This is a genomic window from Streptomyces sp. NBC_01320 (assembly GCF_035974375.1).
GTDB lineage: Bacteria > Actinomycetota > Actinomycetes > Streptomycetales > Streptomycetaceae > Streptomyces > Streptomyces yanii.
This window is the reverse complement of sequence record NZ_CP108390.1, coordinates 1,247,138-1,269,434: the sequence shown is the minus strand read 5'-3', so window position 1 is coordinate 1,269,434 and position 22,297 is coordinate 1,247,138. Positions and strand designations below refer to the sequence as shown.

The following is a 22,297-nucleotide window of genomic DNA, read 5'->3' as shown; positions in this document are numbered from 1 at the left end:
ACCCGCCGTGCAGTACCCGACGACGGTGACGGCCCCCACCTTCGAACACCACCGCCACGCACTCGGCATCGGCGAACCTGCCCCGCGCCTGAGCTGGCGGACCCTGACCGACGAACCCGACTGGACGCAGCGCGCCTACCGCGTACGGATCGCAGGAGCCGACGGCGCGATACTCGCCGACACCGGGCGCACCCCCGGCGCCGAGTCCGTGCTGGTCCCCTGGCCCGGCCCCCCGCTCGCCTCGCGCAACCGCGCCACCGTACGGGTACGGGTGTGGGGCGGCGCCGACGACACTCCCAGCCCCTGGTCCGAGCCCGCCGACGTCGAGACCGGGCTGCTGGACCCCGCCGACTGGAGCGCCTCGTTCGTCACCCCCGATACCGGCGACGACGAGGGCGCACTGCCGGCGGCCCTGCTCCGCCGGGACTTCCGCATCGACGCAGACATCGCCTCCGCCCGCCTCTACACCACCGGCCTGGGCGTCTACGAGACCGAGATCAACGGAGTCCGCGTCGGTGACGAGGTGCTCGAACCCGGCTGGTCCTCCTACCACCACCGGTTGCGCCACCGCACCCACGACGTCACCGCCCTGCTGCGGCCCGGCCCCAACACGATCGGCGCCCTCCTCGGCGAAGGCTGGTACACGGGACGCCTCGGCTGGGACGGCGGCAGCCGCCACCACTACGGGCGGCGGCGCGCCCTCCTCGCCCAGCTGGAGTTGCACCACACCGACGGCACCGTCCGGACCGTCGCCACCGATTCCGCTTGGCACGGGGCCACCGGCCCCCTGCTGCGCTCCGAGCTGTACGACGGCGAGCATTACGACGCCCGCCTGGAGCGGGACGGCTGGTCCCGGCCGGGCCACGACACCCGTGGCTGGTCCCGGGTGCGCGAACTCCCGCCGCCCACCGCCCGGATCACCGCACCCACCGGCCCACCGGTCCGCCGTACTCGCACGGTCCCCGTTCGCGAGGTACTCACCACGCCCTCCGGTCGCACCGTGGCCGACTTCGGTCAGAACCTCGTGGGACGGCTCCGGATACGCGTCACAGGTACCGCCGGACACACCGTCACCCTGCGCCACGCCGAAGTCCTTGAGCACGGCGAAATCGCGGTGCGCCCACTGCGCCGGGCCGCTGCCACCGATACCTACGTGCTGCGCGGCACGGGGGAGCCCGAGACCTGGGAGCCCCGCTTCACCTTCCACGGGTTCCGGTACGCGGAGTTCGACGGCTGGCCCGGCCCCTTCGACGAGGCCGCGGTCGAGGCCGTCGTCCTCCACACCGACCTGGAGCGCACCGGATGGTTCGACAGTTCGGACGCGACGGTGAACCGGTTCCACGAGAATGTCGTCCACTCGCTGCTCGGCAACTTCGTCGACCTCCCCACTGACTGCCCGCAGCGCGACGAACGGATGGGCTGGACCGGCGACATCGCCGTGTTCGCACCCACCGCCGCCTTTCTGTACGGCTGCACCGGCATGCTGTCCGGCTGGCTGCGCGACCTCGCCGCCGAACAACTGGCCCGCCCCGACAGTTCGGTGCCCCTGGTGGTCCCCGACATACTCGACCCGCCGATGGGCGGACAGCCGCACGCACTGTGGGGCGACGCCGCCGTCCTGGTCCCGTGGGCGCTGTACCGGGAGACCGGTGACTTAGAACTGCTGCGTACCCAGTACCCCTCCATGACCGCGTGGATCGCGTGCGCGTCCGGCCACGGGCCCGAGGGCGGCGGGCTGTGGCGGGACCCGGACCAGCTCGGCGACTGGCTCGACCCGGGGGCGCCGCCCGATGACCCCGCCGCCGCCCGCACCGATGCCGGGCTCGTCGCCCTGGCCCACCTCGTCCACTCCACCGACCTGCTGGCCGACATCGGGGAACTGCTCGACGAGAAGGACGACGCCGCCCGCCATCGCGCCCTCGCCGCCCGCCTTCGCGGCGCGTTCGCCGACGAGTTCGTCACCCCGGCCGGACGTCTCTCATCCGACTCCCAGACCGCCTACGCGCTGGCGCTGTGCTTCGGTCTGTTCCGCGAGGAGGCACAGCGGCGGCACGCCGGGGAACGTCTCGCGCAGCTCGTGCGCCGGGCCGGGTTCCGTATCGCCACCGGCTTCGCCGGAACCCCGCTGATCTGCGAGGCGCTCTGCCTGGCCGGCCACGCCCCGCTCGCCCACCGCATGATCGCCGAACGGCACTGCCCGTCCTGGCTCTACCCCGTCACCATGGGGGCGACCACGATCTGGGAGCGCTGGGACTCGATGCTGCCCGACGGCAGCGTCAACCCGGGGCAGATGACGTCCTTCAACCACTACGCGCTCGGCTCGGTGGCCGACTGGCTCCACCGCACCGTGGCAGGTCTCGCCGCCGCCGCACCCGGCTGGCGCCGCATCCGGGTGGCACCCACACCCGGGGGCACGCTGACCCGTGCGCGGGCTGCCCACCTCACGCCCTACGGAAGGGCCGAGGCCGGCTGGCGCATCGAGGGGACGACCCTGGTCGTGGAGGTCCTGGTACCGCCCGGGGCGCGGGCCGACATCCATCTCCCGGGCGGCGGAGCGCCACTGACCCGGGGCGCGGGACGCCATGTGTTCGAAGTCCCGCACGTCGCCGACGGCCGGACGGTGACGGTGACGGGCCACCCGTTCGTCGCGGGCAGCGACGAGGACTGCGGCTGCGGTTCGCTGGGTCCGGGGTCGGCGACACCGCCCTGTGATCCCCGCGCCGGGGCCGTCGACCAGCGGTTGTGGAGGAGTGCGGCCGGGGTTCCAGCAGTGGCGCGGCAGGCGACGCCTGCTCCGTCGAGAGGCGGTGCCAGGTGCGGCGGGAGTGTCTGCGGGGCGTCGTGACGGGACAGCCCTCAGCGGTGGTAGGGCGGCATGGGGCCGCGCAGGCCGTTGCTCGCCTGTTCGCAGGCGTCGAGTACGTCCTCGGGCAACGGGCCCGCCGCGGCCGCCTCCAGGTTGCTGCGCAGCTGGGCGGTGTTGGACGAGCCGATCAGGACCGCGTGGGTGGAGTCCCGGTGCAGCAGCCAGCGCAGCGCCAGGGCGGCGAGCGGGATCCCGGCCTGCTCGGCCACGTCCGTCAGCCGGGCCACGGCCGCGAGTAGCTCGTCGTTCCAGTAGCGGTCGTGGTAAGCATCGGCGAGACGGGAGGTGGTGAACCGGCCCGCGCCGGGCTTCTCCCGCCCGGAGTAACGCCCCGTCAGCAAGCCGCCTGCCAGGGCGTTGAAGGCCATCAGGCGTATCCCGCGTGCCGTCGGGTGCGCGGCGTACTCGATGAACTCCTCCTCGATGCGGCGGGCCAGCAGATTGTGCAGTTGCTGGGCTACCACGGGCCGCGGCGCGTTCATCTCGTCGGCGAGCCGCATGAGTTCGGCCACCCGCCAGGAGGGGAAGTTGGAGACACCCAGTGCGCGTATGCGGCCCTCGGACGCCAGCTCCGCCACCGCCTCCATCGTATCGGCCGCCGGTGTTGCGTGGTCGGGCTGGTGCAGATAGAAGAGGTCGACGTACTCCGTGCCGAGCCGTTTCAGGCTGCCTTCCAGCGCGGCCCGCAGTCCCGCACGCGACAGCGGGGCGTGGCCCTCCTGGTCCGGGTGCGGGATGCCGGCCTTGGTGGCCAGCACCATCCGGTCGCGTCGTGACGGCAGCAGCCCGGCGAGAATGCGCTCCGTCTCACCGCCGGCGTAGACGTTCGCCGTGTCCACCCCAGTGATGCCCGCGTCGAGTGCCATGTCGAGCAGGTCGGCGGCGCCCGCCCGGTCGACGGTGTCGCCGAAGGTCATGGTGCCGAGCACCAGGGGGGACAACGGAACGGGTACGCCCGGGAGATGGACGTCGCGGGCGGTGACCATGGGGATTCCTTCCACGAAGGCGGCGATGGTGTCGAGCCCGCCCGGCACTCCGGGCCGCGGGACGTGCAGTCGACGGTGGCAGTCGTGCGCACTTCACGCAAGGGGTCTCGCGCGAAGTGCGCAGGACTGTCATGCTGGCCGCGAAGGCCCGGACCGCCGTGGGGCTGCGGCAGGCTGCTTCGTGCGTGGCCCCGGCGGTCGTTCGGCCACGCCCGCAGGCGAGGAAGCCGCGGGCGACGGAGGAGAGTAGGAGGCCGCTCGTGCCGCCCGTGCCGTTCGAAGGGTTCGACGACGAAGTGGGTTCGTCGCTCGTGGTGCTCGCGGACGACCTGTCCGGTGCGGCGGAGTGCGCGGCCCTGCTGCCCTGCTGCCGCGCGATCGATCTCGACCCGGCCGCCTCGGGTCCGCCCGGGCGGACCCGGGTCATCGACCTCGACTCGCGGCGGAGCAGCGCCGCCGGGGCGGCGCTGCTCGTGGCACACGCGGTGCACCGCCACGAACCGGCCGGCGGACGGCTGGTGAAGAAGGCCGACTCGCTGCTGCGGGGCCATTTCGCCCCGGAGGCCCGGGCGTTCGGGGAAGGGGCGGAAGGTCTCCTGGTGATACCCGCGCTCCCCGCCGCCGGCCGGACCGTCCGCGACGGGGTCGTACGGCTGCACGGAGTCCCCCTGCACCGCACCGACGCCTGGCAGGCGGAACCCGGACCGCCGCCCCGGTCGGTGGCCGAGGCGCTCGGCGCTGCCCGCACCGTCGCCGTACGCCTGGACGACGTACGGGCCGGAGCACGGAGCCTGGAACACCGGCTGCGCTCCGGTCTCGCTGCCGGCACGGCCCTGGTGTGCGACGCGGAGACGGACGCCGACCTGGACGCCCTCGCAGGAGCCCTGCTCAGGCTGCCGCGGACCGTACGGACCATAGGCGCCGGCGGTATCGTCGCCGCCCTGGGACGGCGGTCCGCTACCGGGGTGCAGAGCACCGGCCCCGGGGGACGGCGGTCCGCCGCCGGGGGACAGCGCATCGGCCCCGGCCGGCCGGCACCGGAGACCCTCCGTCCGGTCGCGGTCGTCGTCGGCACCGCACACCGCGGCGCGGCTGCGCAGATCGCGCAGCTGTCCGCGCGTGGTGCCCAGCACATCGCCCTTCCTGCCGCTTCCCTTCCTGCCGCTTCCCTGGTCGCCGACCCCCGGAGCGGCCGGCCGGGCGCACCGGACACCGAGCACCGCGCCCCCGCCACCGCCATCGGCCACGTCCGCGCCCGTGCCCCGTACACGGGTCCCGGGCCCGTCCGACTGCCCGCCCCGGTCACGGTGTTCAGCATCGCCCCCACCGGCACGGTCGATCCCTCGGCGGCGCCCCGCCTCGTGCACGGTCTGTGCCGTGCCGTCGCCGGACGGCTGCCGCCAAACGCCGATCTCGTCCTCACCGGCGGCGAGACCGCCCGGACCCTCCTGGACGCGCTCGCGGTCACCTCGCTGCTGCCTGTCGGGCAGGTACACCACGGCGCGGTGCTCTGCCGCACCGCGCAAGGACGCGGCGTCGTCATCCGTCCGGGAAGCCACGGCGGCCCGGACTCCCTGGTGCGCATGGTCGAGGCACTGCTCCCGGACCGCAACCGCCCGGCCCGCGCCGGAACAACGCCCCCAACGCCCGCAGGCACGAACACCCCATCCGATGGAGGACCGCGATGAACGCCCCCTTGCACAGCCCCGACCGACCCTGGACGGCCACGCCTGCCGACGACCACCGCCCCTTGGTCGCGGTCACTATGGGGGATGGTGCGGGTGTCGGCCCCGAGGTCGTCATGGCGGCGCTCGGCCACCCCGACATCGTCCACGGCTGCCGGCCCCTGGTCATCGGTGACGCCCGCAGGCTTCGGGAGGCCGCCGCCCTCGTCGGCAGCGGCGACACCGTGGTCACGGTGACCGGACCCGGGGACGCCGACTGGACTCCCGGCCGCGTCAACGTCGTCGACCTGGACCTGCTCCCCGCCGGCCTGCCGTGGGGGCGGCTCGCCCCGGAGGCGGGCGAGGCCGCCTACCGCTACGTCGAGGAGGCCGCGCGGCTGGCGGTGGGCGGCGACGTCGACGCCATCTGCACGGCCCCCCTCAACAAGGAGGCCCTGCGGCTCGCCGGTCACGAGTACGCCGGACACACCGAACTGCTCGCGCGGCTGACGGGCGTGGACGAGGTGTCGATGATGCTGACCACCCCTGAGCTGAACGTCATCCATGTCACCACCCACCTCGGCCTCATCGACGCGGTGAACCGCATCGATCCGCCCCTGGTCGAGCGCACCGTGCGCCGCGGTCACCAGGCCCTGGTGCGGGCGGGGACCGCCGAGCCCGTCATCGGCGTCTGCGGCATCAACCCGCACGCGGGCGAGAACGGCCTCTTCGGCAACGGCGAGGAGGAGGCGAAGATCGCTCCCGCCCTCGCGGCGCTGCGCGCCGACGGCATCGACGCCCAAGGTCCGCTTCCCGCGGACACGGCGTTCTTCCTGGCCGCCCGGGGGGACTACGATCTGATCGTGGCGATGTACCACGACCAGGGCCATGCCCCGGTCAAGGTCCTCGGCATCGAGAACGGCGTCAACGTCACCGTCGGACTCCCCGTCATCCGCACTTCCGTCGACCACGGCACCGCCTTCGACATCGCCGGAACCGGCACCGCCCGGGGCGGCAGCATGGTCGAGGCGCTTCGCCAGGCGGTCGCCCTTGCCACCGAAAGGCACCGATGACCAGTGCGGAAGCCCGCGCCAGGCGCGAAAGCATCGTGGAGCTGGCCCAGGACGCCGGTCCGACGGGAGTGGACGAGCTCAGTGTGCGCTTCGCGGTGAGCCCGTCCACGATCCGCCGCGACCTCGCCCGCCTCACCGCCGACGGACGCCTCGCCCGCACGTACGGCGGAGCCATGGCGCTGACCGCTTCCGCCGAGACGTCCCTGCAGCGGCGTACGGCCGAGGCGGCCGAGGCCAAGCGGGCCATCGCGGCGCTCGCGGTGACCCGCATCGCGCCGGGCGCCACGGTCCTGTTCGACGCCGGTTCCACGGTGGCCGCACTGGCCCGGGCCCTGCGCGGGGTGGCGGACGGGGTCACCGTCGCGACCCCCAGCCTGTCCGCGGTGTTCGAACTCGGCGGGGCCGAAGGCGTGCACCTCACCTGCCTGGGTGGCCACTACCGGCCGCTCAGCCACGCGTTCGTCGGCCCGCTCGCCGAAGCGGCGCTGGAACGCATGACGTTCGACGCGGTGTTCCTCGGCACTGATGGCGTCTCGCCCGCACTCGGGATCTGCGAGGCCGACGCGGAGCAGATCAGGCTCAAGGAACTGATGGCGCGCCGGTCGCACCGGGTGTACATCCTCGCCCACGCGGCGAAGCTGGGAGCGGCCCCCTTCCACGCCTGGGCCCCCTGGCAGCCCGGCTGGACCCTCGTCACCGACACCTCGGCGGACCCGGCCCTGCTCGACGCGCTGCGCGCCCGCGACGTCGAGGTGCTGCTCGCGCCACCGACGTCTGACTGACCGGGCAGCAGCGGCGCCCAACGCCTGCCCGGCCGACCGCACGGGTCCGCCGCCGGGCGTGATCTTCGATCGAACGAAGCGCGCTTCGAGTCCGGTGCGGCCGGCCGGTGCGCCGGCACGGCCGCAACCCCGGGCGCTCCCGTACCGCTCAGGACGCAAGGCCGAGCAGGGCGTCCGCGACCGCCGGTCCGCTCTCCTCGGCGATCGAGTCCGGCAACTGGGCATCGCGCACGGGCGCGAAACGGACCGAAGAGGCGTCCTGCGCCGTACCCGGTCCCGTACCCCGTCCCGCGTCCGTCGCCATGCGGAATCCGTGCACCGCGGGCCGCGGCAGGCTGTTGTTACGCCCATGGCGTGGAGAAGTAGTACGCGCCGGTGTCGTACAGCACCATGTAGTCGCCTTCCCGCAGTTCGGGCAGCTCCCGCGCATGGGCAACGACGTCCCCGGCGAAGCAGCACGGCCCCGCCACGTCCTGGGCGAGCACCGGACCGGTCCTCGGGGCACCGTCCGCGTCGAACGCGCCGACCCGCAGCGGCCAGGCGTCCGGCGTGACGACGGTACGGGTGGCGGTCTGCGCGCCGGCGTGGGTGAGCGCGATGCGCCGTCCCCCGGCGTCCTTCGTGTACTCCACCAGCGCGCCGATCCAGCGGAGTCTCCTCCCATCCGGGTTGCCGCTTAGAGCCTGTCGGGTGGCTGATCATGCGTGAAGCGTGACGGTTGCGATCTGCCCTCCGGGCATGGCGACGGCCCCGGAATGATCACGTGGTGTGTGCCAGTGCGAAAACTCCGAGGCCGTCAGCGGCCCATGCTATCCGTCGAGCCTGACCGATGAGATGTGGGAGATCATCCAGCTGCTTCTTCCCGTGCGTGACCTGCGAAGAGGCGGCGGGATGCGCAAGTACGGGGACCGGTTGGTGCTCGACTCGGTGTTCTACGTGCTGCGGTCGGGCTGCCAGTGGCGGATGCTTCCGCGCGATCTGATGCCCTGGGACGCGGCCCACCGCTGGTTCACCAAGTGGCGGCGGGACGGTACCTGGGACCGCGTCCACGACGAGCTCCGCCGCCAGGTGCGGATCGGGGCCGGACGCGATCCCGAGCCGTCGGCCGCCGTGATCGACGCCCAGTCGATCAAGACCAGCGAGGGCGGCGAGGCGCGTGGGTTCGATGCGGGCAAGCGAACGACAAGGCGGAAGCGGCACATGATCGTGGACACGATGGGCCTGCTGCTGGTCGTCGCGGTCACCTCCGCGTCTGTGCAGGACCGGGCCGGAGGCCGCATCGTCCTGGCCCGGCTCGCCGCCGGCTTCCGCACCATCAGTCTGGTGTGGGCCGACGGCGGATACGCCAACTCTGTTGATTCCACGCTGCTTTCATGGGCCCGGGACGCGTTGAACATCGTTGTGGAGATCGTGAAGCGGACCGACGACGTCAAGGGCTTCAAGGTCCTGCCCCGCCGCTGGGTGGTGGAGCGAAGTTTTGGCTGGCTGGTCCGAAACCGTCGGCTGGCCCGCGACTACGAACGGCTGACCGCGACCTCCGAGGCCATGATCAAGGTGGCGATGATCCGCTTGATGCTCGTCCGGCTCGCCGGGCAACCATCGCGGTGGAGCCATGAATCCCACCGCAAGACGGCCCGAACCAAGACCGTCGAGGACCTTATCGCAGCGTAATCAACTGGCCACCCGACAGGCTCTCAGGCGGTGGCTGTCCTGGCCCGAGCCCAGCAGGACGCGGTCTGGAACCGGCAGCAGGTCTGCAACAAGCTCCGCTCTTTGCTGCGCGAGTACTTCCCGGCATTCCTGGAGGCGTTCAGGGACAAGCCGGGCGGTCTGGCCCGTCCCGACGCCCGCCGGATTCTCGCTGTCGCGCCCACGTCCGCCCTGGCCGCGAAACTGCCGCTCTGGCCGTGGCCGCCCGTGCGGGCATGGACCGGGCTACGTACAACCGCATCGAGCAGGGCCACAGCGCCCCGTTGCTAGACTCGCTCATCCTCATCGCCGACGCGCTCGGCGTACCGCTCGCTGACCTCGTGCGGGAGTAGCCCCGCCCGCGGCGGATCGGCGTCGCCGCGGGCGAGAGTTCAGCGACGGTAGTACGTCGGATACGAGCGCGTCGTCGGCGGCTGCGGGCACAACTGCTTGTGGACCTGCACCGTGCCACCCGGTCCGTCTGCACCGTGGACGGCGTACTCCTTGGCCTCGCCGGGTTCGAGCGGCTGGTCGCAGCGGGCGCACATCATCGGCGCACCGCCCGCCAGGCGCGACCGAGCCGAGCAGCCGTGGGGCAGGGCGCCCCCGCGCGGCACCCGGTGCAGACCACGGTGTGGCCGACGAGCTTGCGGTATGCGACCTCAGCACGGTCGCTGGGCTTCGACAGCGCGATCATCCGAAGTGCTCCGCTCCGATACGCGGGCCAGCAGCGTCCTCGAGTGCGGCTTGTAACGCCGCGGCCTCCGTAACCCACTCGTCGTCACCCGGGCAGACGCGCCAATGCGGGCCGGGGCCCTGGGTGCGCCGGTGGGGAGGGATCACCAGGTGCGCATCCTCGGCGAGGATCCGCGTCCCGGGGACATCCCAGTCCTCCCGGGAGCCGGGGGCAATGAACCAGTACAGGGCTGCGGCAAGTGGGTCCTCGAGGACTGCCCCCGACCGGCCGCCAAGGATGGACAGGGCGTCGAGTCCGACGCTGCGGGGAACGCGGACGGCGTCCCACTCCACACCCGCTCCTTCGAGACGGCAGTTCCTGATAGTGCGGATGCTTGGTGGGGCCATCGCTGAGTCTCCTCGGTGCACTGTGGTGGGCAGTGCGCCAAGAGTGGCCCTTGCCTGCACGCGTTTCGAGGACTTCTAGAGGTCTTTTCGCGACACCAAAGAGGACTTTCGCGCCGTCATATGAGTGACGGCTGGCCTCCGAAAGGGCCTGCTGTGACACTGACTTGAGATGCCGTCATGGAGGTGCAGCGTGTCGCAGCCCGCGAGCAATACCCGACTGAGGTCAGCACGTCATGCCGCGGGCTACCGCTCCCAGCAGGAGTTGGCCACGGCCCTTGGCGTTGGTGTCCGGCAGGTCCGACGCTGGGAGTCCGAAAGCCCGCCGTGGCCTCACCCGGACCTGCAGCAGGCTCTCACGCAGCTTCTCGGCCAGGACATGGAATCGCTCGGATTCACCCCTCCGGCAGGTCGCGACCGGCCGGACCCGGTTCGGCGGAGCCTGGTAGGTGCGACGGTGGCTGCCGTGGGGCTGGCTGCTGTGCCGATACAGTCCGCGACCGCCATGCAGCCCGCCTCCGTCGCAGCAGACTTCGAGGCCGTAACCCGCTCGCACCGGCGCCTGTACTGGTCCGTCGCGCCCGCCACACTGCAACCTGCGGCCATTGCACACGCCTCACTGGGCTGCGCGCTGCTACCCGAAACCGCCGGCCAGACCCGGCGCGCGGTGGCCGCGGCGCTGGCCGAGACGTGGATGCTCGCCGGGCGTATCGAGTTCTTCGACCTGTGCGAGCCGGAGCGGGCAAGTCAGACACTGCTGCGCGCTCTGCAGGCTGCAGGCGAGGCCGACGACCCGCTGCTCGGGGCTGCCATCCTTGCGCACACGGCATTCATCCCCGGGTGGGACGGGCGCCGGGATGCAGCGGTGGAGCGCATGGTCGCCGCCCGGACCTACGCGCGCCGCGGCCCCGCCTCGGCGGAATTCTGGGCATGGCTCGACGCGGTAGAGGCAGAGTGCGAGACACGATGTGGGAACACCCAGACCGCCCTGCATCTGATCGGGCATGCGGAAGACACCCTGGCGGCGGGCAGCGAGCACGCAAGCCCGGCATGGATGGACTGGTTCACTCCCGTTCGCCTCGCTGCATTCAAGGGAAACACGCAGCTCAAGGCCGGTCATCTGCCCCAGGCGCGGACGACGCTCCTGGGAGTCCTCGACAACATGCCAGCCACCGAGGACAAGCAGCGCACGGTCATCTGCGGCGACCTCGCCGCAGTCGAGGCGGCGTCCGGAAACCCGGAGGCAGCCTGCGACTATGCGTGCCGGGCGCTTGATCAGCTTGAGATCACCTGGTACGCAATGGGAATGGACAGGGTGCGGGAAGTACGGCGTGCCCTGGCCCCGCACCAGAACCAGCAGTGTGTGCGGGACCTGGACGAACGGCTGTATGGGTGGTCGACGACGGTCAGCGCGCTCGCTCGTTGAACTGCCGGATCTGTTCCGGCAGTTCGAGGAGCGAATCGAAACGGAACGTCGGCAGGTCGCGGGCTTCGGCTGTGTTCCACTGGATGGTTCCCCATGGCCCGCGGTGGATGAGCGCGGTGTGCATCCCAGCGGAGACGGCCGGGCGTAGGTCGTTGTCGATGCGGTCGCCGACGTACAAGATCTCGCCGGGCTCGTGTGGAACGACGTCGGCGACCCGGACGAAGAACTCCGGGTCGGGCTTTGACGCGCCCCAGTCGTCGCTCGTGCCGATCAGGTCGACGTCGTCGGTGAACAGCTGGCGAAGGATTCCGCCGGCCCGGACGGTCTGGTTGCCAGCGATGCCGAGCCAGAGCCCGTCGGCTCGCAGCTGGGCGAGGGCGGGGCGGACGTCGTCGTACAAGTCCGACTCGTCGAAGTGCTCGGGTTGCCCGGCCTGCGCGCGCTTCTCCCGCTCCGCGTACAGGTCGAATCCGGGCTGGAACTCTTGGAAGGTCTCGCGGTAGTCGCGGCCTTGAGCGATGACGGCGCCGAACATGGCTACGAAAGTGTGCCGCGGTACTCCGAGCCAGTCGGCCCAGGTGCCGTACTCGCGGGTCTCGTCTACCAGACACTCACCAACATCGAAAACGACTGCGCGAATCATGGCCGCATCCTATGCGGCCGCCCATGAGGCCATGGCGAGGCCGTTGCCGAGCCGGATACTGCCCGGTCGTGAACGCACGAAACCGCCCCCGTCCCGGCCGTAGCCGGAACTAGGGGGCGTGGTGCTGGGGGGCAGCGGAGGAGAGCGAGGAGGCCGGTCGCGGCGCCCGCGACACCGGACAAGACACCGAGCGTCGGCATCGGCCACCGGGCCCGCTCCAACGGCGTGAGACGGGCGTCCAGGGCGTCGCCCTTCGGCAAAGTCTCCAGCGTAGCGTACGAAGCCGCGCCTCGTGGTCGGCCACGTCACCGCGGATGTCCTTGGCCTCGTTGAGGACCTCGCGAGCTTGAGCTTGATGCGGTCGACTGTTCTGGCCAGGTCCCGTACCTCCTGATACGTCTGCCCGTTGCTGATGTAGACGCCAGCGTCGGGTGGCTGTGGCGTCGCCATCACACTCCTCGGGCGAGGGACGGTGGGTCGGCGGCCGCGGGCAGCGTAGACGCGGTGCTCTTCCGGCCGAGCCGCCCCGCCACCCACGCCTTGGCGGTGGCCAGGACCAGTGCCTCCGGGGCGGCCCACCAGACGGGGATGTCGGCGAGCTCCGTCGCAGCCAGGCGCAGGGATGCCTGCGCCCCGGTCCACGCGGACCGCTCCGTCAGATCAAGCAGCAGCTGCTTCTGCATGGTCAGGCGTCCTTGTCTTCTCCGCGCGAGCGGAGGTGAGCCGCACACACACCTGTATGGCGAGCGAGGTCTCGAGTCTCCTCTGCGCGAGCGGAGGTGAACCGAACGACGGCCTGCTGCGGACGAACCGGACCGGGTCTTCTCCGCGTGAGCGGGGGTGAGCCGTTCGGGCGGGACGGTCCAGGCTCCGTGTCGCCTGGGCTGTTCGGCGCCTGCTTACGAGGTTGGCAAAGGCGTTGTCGTCCCTTTTGTCGGCGGTCCGCATGTGACCTGGCGTCTCGCGGCAGCCCGGTGGCCGCATGTGGCAACCGCGTGGCATGCCCAGACGTCCTTCGAGCATGACGCCTTCGAGCCCGCCGAGCTGGCCGCCCTGTGGCCACGGCGCCGCCCCTGCGACCGATCCGGTTGGCTGCCGTGGCAGGCATGTACCCGGACACAGCGCCTGCCTGGCTCACCTGGATGAGGCCGACCGCAACGCGTACCTTGCCACCCTGTCTCCAGGCGCGGGCATCGATCACAGCGGCACTCCCTTCACCGGAGAGCTGCTGAGCAGCCTGCTCGCCGCGCTCACGGACTCCGCAGGCCGGCCCTGTCTCGGCGTCGCCCAGTTCAACGAGGCGCAGTTCAGCGGCGACGCCGAGTTCGGCGGGGTGAAGTTCAGCGGCGACGCCTGGTTCAACGAGGCGCGTTTCAGCGGCGACGCCCACTTCGGCGGGGCACTGTTCAGTGGGAGCACTCACTTTGGCGGGACGCTGTTCAGCGGGGGCGCCGAGTTTTTCAGAGCGGTGTTCGAGCGCACTGCAGCAGTGGGGCCGCTGGTGTGCACGGGGACGCTAGATCTGTCGGAGGCGGTGTTCGGGACTGCTGTGACCATCGAGGCGGCAGCGTCCTCGCTACGCTGCCGCCGGACGCGGTGGTCCTCCACTGCCGCGCTGCGGCTGCGTCATGCCACCGTGGACCTGAGCGACGCGGTCCTGCAATTCCCGGTGACGATATCCGCCCGCTCCCGGCCCTTCACCGTGGACGCCCGGGAACTGGCTGAAGCCGGCCTGACAGGCCCCCGCGTGCGGGCCGTATCGCTGCGGGGGGTGGACGCGGCGCACCTGGTGCTCACCGATATCGACCTCGCCGACTGCCGGTTCGCCGGGACCATCCATCTCGACCAGCTGCGGCTGGAGGGGCTCTACCTTCTGGCTGCAGCCCCCTCCGGTCTGCGTCGGCGTGGGGTGTGGCCTGTGCGTTGGACGGCACGCCGGACGCTGGTCGAGGAGCACCACTGGCGTGCCGCCCGCCAGGCGGGCGCAAACGGCTGGAATCCAGCGCCGGAGGGGGAAGAGATACTGACGCCTGCCGCGCTGGCGCCGGTATACCGACAGTTGCGCAAGGTTTTCGAGGACGGCAAGCACGAACCCGGTGCAGCCGACTTTTACTACGGCGAGATGGAGATGCGCCGCCATGCCAGCGACATCCCCTGGAGCGAGCGGAGCCTGCTTGCCGCGTACTGGGCGGTTTCCGGCTACGGGCTGCGCGCCTCCCGGGCCCTGGGATGGCTGTTGGTGGCCATGACCGCCACCGTGGTGGCGATGATGCTGTGGGGTCTACCCCAGGACGGCCCGAAGCCAGCCGGCACCGGCCGCCGCATCACGATGACCACCCACGCCCCCAATGCGGTGAACCCCTACGCGTCGTATGGGGAGCGTCTGTCGACAGACCGGTTCGAGAGGTCCCTTCGAGTCGTGATCAACTCGGTGGTCTTTCGGTCTTCCGGGCAGGGCCTGACCACCGCCGGCACCTATGCCGAGATGGCCTCACGCCTTACCGAACCCGTCCTGCTGGGCCTGGCCGTCCTCGCCATCCGCAGCCGCGTCAAACGCTGACATCTCCCGCCCCACCACAGCCCAGGCAGTGCCAGATACATCCTGGCACCGGCCCGAGTCTTCTCTGTGCGAGCGGAGGTGAGCTGGTGATCTGTCCCTCCGTGCCTGCGGTTCGCCCCCGACGGCAAGACCGCCCTCAACGCCCACGAATGGCGGGCTGGCTCGAGCCAGCGGCCCTCGGCACATCCGTCGCCGTCAGCTTGCTGCGCCAGGCGGCTGCGCCTCCGGCGATATGGCCATGCGTCCTCGTCCATGACGCATTGCGATACGGCACCACCCGTCCGCCCACCTGGGCAGGCTCCGTCGTGGGTACGGGCGCTGACGAGGCGTGTTCCAGCACTGGCAGTAGGACGCCCGGGGCCACCGACTTTCCGCCCTCGTTCTTGATCTTGCTCCGGGAAAGGACTGGTTGCGGACCCGTGGTCGAGCCTGCCTTGCTGAAACGGCATGAATGTTTGCCGCTAACTGATGGGGGTTGCAGTGTGGCGGCATGAGCGAGAACGAGCTGGTGCAGCGGACGGATGGAGTTTGGGATGTCGTGGTCATTGGGGGTGGTGTCGCGGGTTTGTCGGCTGCGCTGACGTTGGCGCGGGTGCGTCGGTCGGTGCTGGTGATCGATGCGGGTGAGCCGCGTAATGCTCCGGCTTTGGCGGCGCACGGCCTGATCTCCCGGGACGGGATTGCGCCGCTGGAGCTGCTGAGGCTGGGCCGGGAGGAGATCCTCTCGTACGGCGGGCGGATCGTCTCCGGCCGCGTAGCGGGGGTACGCCGCGAGGAGGGGCACCTGATGGTGAGCACCGAGGACGGTGGCGGCGCGGCGGCGCGGCGACTTCTGGTGACCACGGGACTAGTAGGGCTTTGTTAGGTACCCCAAGTGATCTTCGTTGGATAGATTGTGATCTTCTTTCAGTTGTGACTCCTGAGGAGATGGAAGAGGTCCGTCCGCGTCTGGAGGCGTTCGCGGCCGAGATGCTGGGCTCGTTGGCGCGTCGGGACCAGCGGGCCAAGGGTGAGTTGTACCTGCGTGGGCTGATGCTGGACGGCAAGCGCAAGTCGATGCAGCCGATGGCCGAGCGCCTGGGCGTGGACCACCAGCAGCTCCAGCAGTTCGTGTCCTCCTCCACCTGGGACTACTCCAAGGTCCGTGAGCGGCTGGCCCGTTGGGCTGCGGCGCACATCTCGCCCGAGGCGTACGCGATTGACGATGTCGGCTTCCCCAAGGACGGCTACGACTCGCCGGGGGTGGCGCGGATGTACTGCGGCGCGCTGGGCAAGCGGGGCAACTGCCAGATCGGGGTCAGTGTGAACCTGGTCAGCGACCGCGCCTCCTCGGCCGTCGACTGGCGTCTATTCCTGCCCGAGGGCTGGGACGACACCAAACATACCAAGGACGCGCTGCTGGCTTCGGCGATCCGCCGGCGCCGCGCCAAGGCCGGCATCCCCGAGACTGCTCGCCACCGGGAGAAGTGGCGCCTGGCCCTGGACATGCTCGACGAGGTCCGCGGGGACTGGGCGTTGCCGGGCCTGCCGGTCGTCGCCGATGCCGGATACGGCGACGCCACGGGCTTTCGGGAGGGCCTGACCGAACGAGGCCTGACCTACGCGGTCGCGGTCAAGGCCACCACGACCGCGCACCCGGGCGACGCCACGCCCGAGCGTCCGCCGTACTCCGGGCAGGGCCGCCCTCCCGTGTCCGCCTACCCCCAGCCGCACAGCACCCTGCGCGTGCTGGCCCTGGCCGCCGGGCAAGCGGCCGCCCGCACCGTTACCTGGCGCCAGGGCAGCAAGGCCACCAAGCACAACCCACGGGCCGAGATGCGCTCGCAATTCCTGGCCCTACGGGTCCGCCCGGCCAACCGGCACATCCGCCGCGCCGCCGACGGCTCCCTGCCCGAATGCTGGCTGCTCGTCGAGTGGCCACCCGACTCCGCCGAGCCCACCGACTACTGGCTCTCGACACTGCGCGCCGACACCCCACTGCGCGAGCTGGTGCGAATCGCCAAGATCCGCTGGAGAGTTGAGCACGACTACCGCGAGCTCAAGGACGGCCTCGGCCTGGACCACTTCGAGGGCCGCAACTACCTCGGCTGGCACCGCCACGTCACCCTCGCCTCCCTCGCCCAGGCCTTCTGCACCCTGCTGCGGCTCGACCCAAAAGCCCCTGCGCCGGCCTGACCCTCTACGCGGTCCTCCGCGAACTCCAGGCCCTCCTGGCCACCTGGACCGGCGCATGCTCCATATGCGGCCAACCCGCACCAACCCCCGAACCCCACCAAAGGACCTAACAAAGCCCAACTAGTGGATGAACTGCCCGGCGTGCCGGGGCTCGCGGAACGGTGGGGGCGCGATGTGCTGCACTGTCCGTACTGTCACGGCTGGGAGGTCCGGGATTCAGCCGTCGGCGTGCTGGGCACCGGCCCGGCCGCGTTTCACCAGGCTCTGATGTTCCGCCAGTTGTCACCGGAGGTGACGCTGTTCCTGCATACCGGCGTCGAGCTGGCTGAGGAGCAGTGGGAACAGCTGGCCGCGCTGGGCGTCGGTGTGGTCGACGGTGAGGTCGGTGGCCTGGTCATCGACGGCCAAGACCGGCTGGCAGGCGTGCGCCTGGTCTCGGGCACGTCGGTCGCGGTGGATGCTCTGGTGGTGGCCCCGCGGTTCGTGGCGCGTGCCTCGATGCTCACCGATCTGGGCCTGTCGGTGACGGAACACCCGATGGGTGTGGGCGAGCAGTTGGTCTGTGACGCAAGCGGTTTCACCGGCGTCGAGGGTGTGTGGGCCGCGGGCAACGTTACCGACCTGATGGCGGGTGTCCCGGCCGCCGCCGCATCCGGAACTCAGGCGGCAGCGGCAATCAACATGGACCTCATCGGCGCCGATGCGAAGGCTGCGGTCGCCGCCCGCGCCGTCGGTGGCGTCGGGGTGTTCAGCGCTGAGACGGAAGCCGAGGTGTCCCGGCGGGTGCTGGGCGACCGCCGCCACGGCCTGGAGACGCTGCTCCCGTCCGGGCTGGCTGTCGACCGGGAGTTCCCGAGCGGCACGGTCTGATGGGTCCGTAGGTCAGGTGGTGCGGGCGCGCAGGTGGGCCCGTTCGCCCTGGTGGCCGAACAGGACGAGCAGTTCGACCGCGTGGTCGTCGTCGGGGCCGAGCCAGTGCGGTACGTGGGTGTTGAACTCGGCGGCCTCCCCCGGCTTGAGGACCAGGCTCTGCTCGCCCAGGAGGAGGCGCAGTCGCCCGGCGAGCACGTAGAGCCATTCGAAGCCGTCGTGGGTCTTCAGTTCCGGCTCGGCGCCGGGCTTGGGAAGGATAAGGAGTTTGTGGGCCTGGACGCCGCCGGGATGGCTGAGCGGCACGTAGGTCATGCCGTTGCGTGTCACCGGGCTCAGGTGGATGCGAGGGTCGCCGGTGCGGGGCGCACCGACAAGGTGGTCGAGGGGTACCGCGTACACCTCGGCGAGCGGCAGCAGAAGTTCCAGGGTCGGTTTGCGGTTCCCGCCCTCGAGGCGGGACAGAGTGCTCTCGTTGATTCCGGTCCGCTCGGCGAGCTCGGCAAGCGTCATCCCGCGCCGGCGCCGCAGCTCGCGCAGACGGGGCCCGACCGCCTCCAATACGTCCTTCTTTGCGTTACCCATATCCACCAGGTTGCCGAAACAGCATGAGGCTTTGCAACTCCAGCGGGGGTGGCGCACTGTCGTCGAAGCGGGGCCGGCCGTAGAGCCTGCCCATTGCACTGACGTGCCTATCTCCCTGCTTCTCACGAGGACTGGCCTGTCATGACTACGGAGACCGGCACCTTGAATAGGGGTGTCCCCGCCCTGGATCCGCGGCGCTGGCTGGCGCTGACGGTGATCTCGGTGGCGACGCTGATGGTGGTGCTGGACGCCTCCGTCATCAACATTGCCCTCCCGCACTGCGGATGCCGATTAATCATCCGCCCTGATCAGGCGGCATGTTGGTACTCGCGAAGGGTTCCGCCGAGTCGATCTCGTCGGCCGATCTCCAAGTGCTTGATCTGCCCTGGTTCGGCGGTCGGTGTGGGCAGCGGGCGGAGCGGAGCGGCTTGCCCCAGGGCCCCGGTGGGGGCGATGGCCGTTGTAGAACGACTCGAACTCGCGCAGGGTGTGGAGTAGGTGCCGCTGGCCCCATATGAGGGTGCGGTCCAGCAGCTCACGTCGACAGGTTTGTATCCATCGCTCCGTGATCGAATTCATCCGCGGCATCCGGATACCGCTGAGGATGACCTCCAGCCCGGCGTCGGCCATCACGGCGTCGAAGGCCTTGGTGAACGTGGAGTCCCGGTCGCGGATCAAGAACTTGGCCTGGCTGCCCGCGTCCTGGAGATCCATGGCGAGATTGCGTCCGACCGGTACCACCCAGTCCGCGGTGGGGTGTGCGGTGGCGCCCAGGAGCCGGATCCTGCGGGTGGTGTGCTCGATGACGGCGAAAACGTACAGGCGCGCCCCGGCCAGGGTGCGGGTCTCGAAGAAGTCGCAGGCGAGAAGCGCGCCGGCCTGGCTGCGCAGGAAGTCAGCCCAGGTCGTGCCTTCGCGTTCGGAGGCGGGCGGGATGCCGTGCTCCTTGAGAATCTCCCAGACGGTGGAGGCGGCGATCTTGATACCGAGCGCCGCGAGCTCACCGTGGATGCGCCGGTACCCCCAGGAGCTGCTCTCGCGTGCCAGGCGCAAAACCAGGCTGCGGATCGAGCGGACTGCGGGTGGGGCGCCCTCGCCGCCTCGGTGCGTACGTGACGGCATGGCGCTGTTTGAGCAGGTCGCGGTGCCACCGCGAGATCGTGTCGGGACGCACCAACAGCAGGAGCCGGCGCAGCTTGTTCATCGGGCGACGATGGAGCAGGCCAGCGAGCAGCGCACGGTCGGTGTCGGTGAACGCGAGCTTGCCGACCTGGCGCTGCAGGACCAGCAGCTGGTGCCGCAGCGTGAGGATCTCGATGTCTTTGTCCCGCTCACTCATCGGCAGCAGCCGCAGGAGCGTGAACGTATGGGTGACGGCGAGGTAGGCCAGGCGCAGCAGCACGACAGATCATGATGCCGCCGACGGCCATCCGGGTGAACAGCACGGGCGCGAGTGGCGCGCGAGCAGAAGGCCTGCCAGCGACGATCAAGCTCCTGACCTGGCCGGATGACTTGTCGGCACCCGCAGAGTCGACCAACGCCACCACCGACACCGGTACCTGAGGTGCCGCGCGCAGATCGGCGTCGGCCGGGCACCCGCACCATCAACCGGCTCCGTGCCCATCTCACCGGCATCTTCCCCGGCCTGGAACGCGCCCCGGAGGCCGGCCGCCACCGCCCAGCGCACCAGCTGCCCGGCCAGTCGGCATCCGGGCAGCCTCCTGAAAGCGGCACATCGGAGGCTCCCCGCCACCCCGGGCGTGGAGACGTAACTGATTTGGTGTGGTGTTGTGGTGTCACCGCTGGACCGGGCGAGTACGCGGCCCTGGTGCGTATGATCGCCTACCGCGCCTCCGCGCGCGGCTCGCCGTGGACGGCAGGTCCGTGTCAGCTGCCGAGCCAGGCGAGGGCAGCCACCGTCATGGCGCTGACGCCGGTGTCCAGGGTGGGCTGGATGACGGGGGCGAAGGTGGGGCTGTGGTTGACCGGGATGTCCCGAGCGATGGTGCCGTTCTTGGCGGCCTCGGCGTAGCGGCCGGGGTCGATCCCGCCGATGCCCCAGTAGGTGAACTGCGTGCCGAACGCCTTGGGGATCTCGCTCATGTCCTCGCTGGCGGTCTGCAGGTCGATGGTGTGTGCGTCGTCGCCGAAGTGGGCGGCGAACGCGTCGGCGACGCGCCGGGTCGGCGCCTCGTCGTTGACGGTGGGCGGGAAGGACGTGGTTCGCTCGATCTCGGGTGCCCTGGGCGAGCGGGATGCCTCGCACTCGGCTTTGACGATCCGTTCGATCGCGTCCAAAACCTGGGTGCGCGAGGCGTCGTCGTAGGTGCGCACGTTGAGCTGGATGACGGCGCTGTCAGGGATGACGTTCGGGCCGGTACCGGCGTGGATGCTGCCCACGGTGACCACGGCTGGGGTGGTGGCGGCCATTTCCCGGGAGACGATGGTCTGCAGGCGTACGACGATCATCGCGGCCATTACCACGGGGTCGACCGATGCCTGGGGCATGGAACCGTGCGCCCCTCGTCCGTGGACGGTGATGCGCAGGCTGTCCGCGGCCGACAGGAACGACCCGGGGCGGGTGCCGACGTAGCCGGCCGGATAGGGCAGGACGTGCTGGGCGAGCACCACGTCGGGCCGGGGCGACCTGGACGTCAGACCGTCGTCGATCATGGCGTCGGCGCCGTCGCCGTTCTCCTCCGAGGGCTGGAAGAGCGCCACGAAGGTACCCCGCCAGGCGTGCCGGTCCTGGGCCATCAGCCGTGCGCAACCGATCAGGCAGGTCACGTGCACGTCGTGCCCGCAGGCGTGCATGACCGGCTGCTCGGTGCCTTCCGGACCGGTGACGGTCACGGTGGACGCGTAGGGCAGGCCGGTCTGTTCACGTACCGGAAGAGCGTCCATGTCGGCGCGGGCCATGACGACCGGGCCGACGCCGTTGGCCAGGACCCCGATCACGCCGGTGCCGCCGATACCGTCGGTGACTTCGTAGCCGAAGGACCGCAAGGCGTCGGACGCCTTCTTCGCGGTGCGGCGCTCTCGCAGGCCGAGTTCGGGGTGCCGGTGCAAGTCCTTGTACAGATTCTCGAGGTCGGAGCGGATGCCGTCGAGGCCGGCCAGCACGGTGTGGGCACGGTCGGTCATGATGACTCCTTGGGTGGGTGGGACTGGTCTTCTTCCCCGTTTTGGGTGGCGGGACCGGAGCGGCGCCGCGCCGCCGAGGCCAGCTTGGAGTGGGGCTGCCACTCCAAGCTGTTGGGCAGGTTCCAGCCGTAGTGCACTGCGGTGAGCCGGAGGACCAGGGCCAGAGCGATTCCCAGGCCGACGCCGACCCGGGGGACGCCGAGGTACGAGCAGAGCACCGTGACTCCGGCGACCGCAACGGCGACGGTGGCGTACAGACCGTTGCGGCCGAAGACAGCCGGCACCCGGCCGAGGATGACGTCGCGCAGGGCGCCTCCGCCAACGGCGGTCAGGGTGCCCAGCAGGATGGCCGGGAGCCAGCCCAGACCGACCGCCAAAGTCTTGTTGGCGCCGGTGACCGCCCAGAACCCGATCACTGCGGCGTCGAGCGCGGTGAACAGCCGGTTCCAGGACTCCTCACTGATCTTGATGAGGAAGACCACCACGGACCCGGCGACGGCAGTCAGAAGGTAGGCGTAGTCGGTCAGCGCGACCGGTGTGCCGTGCTGCAGCAATACATCCCTGATCATGCCTCCGCCCAGGCCCGAGATGATGCCGACGACCAGGAACCCGAACAGGTCCAGGCCGGCTGTGCGGGCCACGGCACCGCCCAGCAGTGCGCACGAAAAAACGCCGGCGAGGTCGAGGTAACGCGTCACGACGGCCATACCGGCGGGAATCAGGGAAGCTGACAGCACGGACGAAGTGGACACGT

At 70.6% G+C, this 22,297-nt stretch carries 19 protein-coding genes and 4 pseudogenes; 12 read left to right on the top strand and 11 right to left on the bottom strand.

The features are described from left to right. Positions 1 to 7 precede the first annotated feature (7 nt). Positions 8 to 2,845 (top strand): family 78 glycoside hydrolase catalytic domain, encoded by a 2,838-nt coding sequence (locus tag OG395_RS06305; protein WP_327241991.1) that lies wholly within the window; start codon positions 8 to 10, stop codon positions 2,843 to 2,845. Between the two features lie 11 nt (positions 2,846 to 2,856). On the opposite strand, the gene OG395_RS06300 is transcribed toward OG395_RS06305, so the two are convergent. Beyond that, the gene (locus OG395_RS06300) at positions 2,857 to 3,852 is read right to left on the bottom strand and encodes an aldo/keto reductase (protein ID WP_266991365.1); all 996 of its coding nucleotides are present in this window, start codon (positions 3,850 to 3,852) and stop codon (positions 2,857 to 2,859) included. Between the two features lie 260 nt (positions 3,853 to 4,112). Between OG395_RS06300 and OG395_RS06295 the strand changes: the two genes are divergently transcribed. From OG395_RS06295 to OG395_RS06285, 3 genes are read left to right on the top strand one after another with little or no spacing between them, the layout of a single operon-like run. Continuing rightward, complete coding sequence (locus OG395_RS06295) at positions 4,113 to 5,540, top strand: four-carbon acid sugar kinase family protein (RefSeq protein ID WP_327241990.1); 1,428 nt, start codon at positions 4,113 to 4,115, stop codon at positions 5,538 to 5,540. Then, positions 5,537 to 6,589: a 4-hydroxythreonine-4-phosphate dehydrogenase PdxA gene (gene pdxA, locus OG395_RS06290; RefSeq protein ID WP_327241989.1), complete on the top strand. Its 1,053-nt coding sequence runs from the start codon at positions 5,537 to 5,539 to the stop codon at positions 6,587 to 6,589. Before OG395_RS06295 ends, pdxA begins: the two co-directional genes overlap by 4 nt. Further along, positions 6,586 to 7,371, top strand: a complete 786-nt coding sequence (locus OG395_RS06285; RefSeq protein WP_327241988.1) for a DeoR/GlpR family DNA-binding transcription regulator — start codon at positions 6,586 to 6,588, stop codon at positions 7,369 to 7,371. The genes pdxA and OG395_RS06285 overlap by 4 nt, the downstream gene beginning before the upstream one ends. Before the next feature lie 148 nt (positions 7,372 to 7,519). On the opposite strand, the pseudogene OG395_RS06280 reads toward OG395_RS06285, so the two are convergent. Next, positions 7,520 to 8,018, bottom strand: a pseudogene (locus tag OG395_RS06280) (diaminopimelate decarboxylase); the annotation flags it as partial. A 121-nt stretch (positions 8,019 to 8,139) separates the two neighbouring features. On the opposite strand from OG395_RS06280, the gene OG395_RS06275 reads away from it, so the two are divergent. From OG395_RS06275 to OG395_RS58115, 3 genes and pseudogenes are all read left to right on the top strand, one after another. Further along, positions 8,140 to 9,042, top strand: coding sequence for an IS5 family transposase (locus tag OG395_RS06275; RefSeq protein WP_442818519.1), 903 nt, complete (start codon positions 8,140 to 8,142; stop codon positions 9,040 to 9,042). Between the two features lie 21 nt (positions 9,043 to 9,063). Beyond that, positions 9,064 to 9,333, top strand: a pseudogene (locus tag OG395_RS06270) (IS110 family transposase); the annotation flags it as partial. Then, positions 9,297 to 9,413, top strand: a complete 117-nt coding sequence (locus OG395_RS58115) for a helix-turn-helix domain-containing protein (protein ID WP_442818737.1) — start codon at positions 9,297 to 9,299, stop codon at positions 9,411 to 9,413. The pseudogene OG395_RS06270 and the gene OG395_RS58115, both read left to right, overlap by 37 nt. A 39-nt stretch (positions 9,414 to 9,452) precedes the next feature. Here the strand turns inward: OG395_RS58115 and OG395_RS06265 are convergent, their stop codons facing one another. Together OG395_RS06265 and OG395_RS06260 are read right to left on the bottom strand one after the other, a co-directional pair. Beyond that, a complete protein-coding gene (locus OG395_RS06265; protein ID WP_327241986.1) occupies positions 9,453 to 9,611 on the bottom strand; it encodes a hypothetical protein in 159 nt (52 codons plus the stop codon). A gap of 142 nt (positions 9,612 to 9,753) precedes the next feature. Then, a complete protein-coding gene (locus OG395_RS06260) occupies positions 9,754 to 10,143 on the bottom strand; it encodes a hypothetical protein (protein WP_327241985.1) in 390 nt (129 codons plus the stop codon). Positions 10,144 to 10,333: 190 nt separating this feature from the next. On the opposite strand from OG395_RS06260, the gene OG395_RS06255 reads away from it, so the two are divergent. Further along, positions 10,334 to 11,566, top strand: coding sequence for a helix-turn-helix domain-containing protein (locus OG395_RS06255; RefSeq protein WP_327241984.1), 1,233 nt, complete (start codon positions 10,334 to 10,336; stop codon positions 11,564 to 11,566). Here the strand turns inward: OG395_RS06255 and OG395_RS06250 are convergent. Beyond that, complete coding sequence (locus OG395_RS06250; protein ID WP_327241983.1) at positions 11,547 to 12,209, bottom strand: HAD family hydrolase; 663 nt, start codon at positions 12,207 to 12,209, stop codon at positions 11,547 to 11,549. The genes OG395_RS06255 and OG395_RS06250 overlap by 20 nt on opposite strands. Positions 12,210 to 12,658: 449 nt before the next feature. After that, positions 12,659 to 12,892, bottom strand: a complete 234-nt coding sequence (locus tag OG395_RS06245; protein ID WP_327241982.1) for a hypothetical protein — start codon at positions 12,890 to 12,892, stop codon at positions 12,659 to 12,661. A gap of 338 nt (positions 12,893 to 13,230) precedes the next feature. Here OG395_RS06245 and OG395_RS06240 point away from each other — a divergent pair, with 338 nt between their 5' ends. The 4 genes and pseudogenes from OG395_RS06240 to OG395_RS06225 form a co-directional block, all read left to right on the top strand. Then, on the top strand, positions 13,231 to 14,769 hold the full coding sequence (locus OG395_RS06240) for a pentapeptide repeat-containing protein (protein ID WP_327241981.1): 1,539 nt from the start codon (positions 13,231 to 13,233) through the stop codon (positions 14,767 to 14,769). 490 nt (positions 14,770 to 15,259) lie between these two features. After that, the gene (locus tag OG395_RS06235; protein ID WP_442818518.1) at positions 15,260 to 15,634 is read left to right on the top strand and encodes an FAD-dependent oxidoreductase; all 375 of its coding nucleotides are present in this window, start codon (positions 15,260 to 15,262) and stop codon (positions 15,632 to 15,634) included. Between the two features lie 47 nt (positions 15,635 to 15,681). Continuing rightward, positions 15,682 to 16,944, top strand: coding sequence for an IS701 family transposase (locus OG395_RS06230; protein WP_442818486.1), 1,263 nt, complete (start codon positions 15,682 to 15,684; stop codon positions 16,942 to 16,944). Positions 16,945 to 17,064: 120 nt separating this feature from the next. After that, positions 17,065 to 17,814: pseudogene (locus OG395_RS06225) on the top strand (FAD-dependent oxidoreductase); the annotation flags it as partial. Positions 17,815 to 17,826: 12 nt separating this feature from the next. On the opposite strand, the gene OG395_RS06220 reads toward OG395_RS06225, so the two are convergent. From OG395_RS06220 to OG395_RS06200, 5 genes and pseudogenes are all read right to left on the bottom strand, one after another. Further along, a complete protein-coding gene (locus OG395_RS06220) occupies positions 17,827 to 18,399 on the bottom strand; it encodes a helix-turn-helix domain-containing protein (protein WP_327241980.1) in 573 nt (190 codons plus the stop codon). A gap of 122 nt (positions 18,400 to 18,521) precedes the next feature. Then, positions 18,522 to 18,659 carry a hypothetical protein gene (locus OG395_RS06215; RefSeq protein WP_327249760.1) on the bottom strand — a complete coding sequence of 46 codons (138 nt, stop codon included), beginning with the start codon at positions 18,657 to 18,659 and terminating at the stop codon, positions 18,522 to 18,524. 48 nt (positions 18,660 to 18,707) lie between these two features. Beyond that, a pseudogene (locus OG395_RS06210) lies at positions 18,708 to 19,801 on the bottom strand (integrase core domain-containing protein). A 485-nt stretch (positions 19,802 to 20,286) separates the two neighbouring features. Continuing rightward, positions 20,287 to 21,543 carry a M20 family metallopeptidase gene (locus tag OG395_RS06205; protein WP_327241979.1) on the bottom strand — a complete coding sequence of 419 codons (1,257 nt, stop codon included), beginning with the start codon at positions 21,541 to 21,543 and terminating at the stop codon, positions 20,287 to 20,289. Then, positions 21,540 to 22,295: a trimeric intracellular cation channel family protein gene (locus OG395_RS06200; RefSeq protein WP_327241978.1), complete on the bottom strand. Its 756-nt coding sequence runs from the start codon at positions 22,293 to 22,295 to the stop codon at positions 21,540 to 21,542. The genes OG395_RS06205 and OG395_RS06200 overlap by 4 nt, the downstream gene beginning before the upstream one ends. Positions 22,296 to 22,297 lie beyond the last annotated feature (2 nt).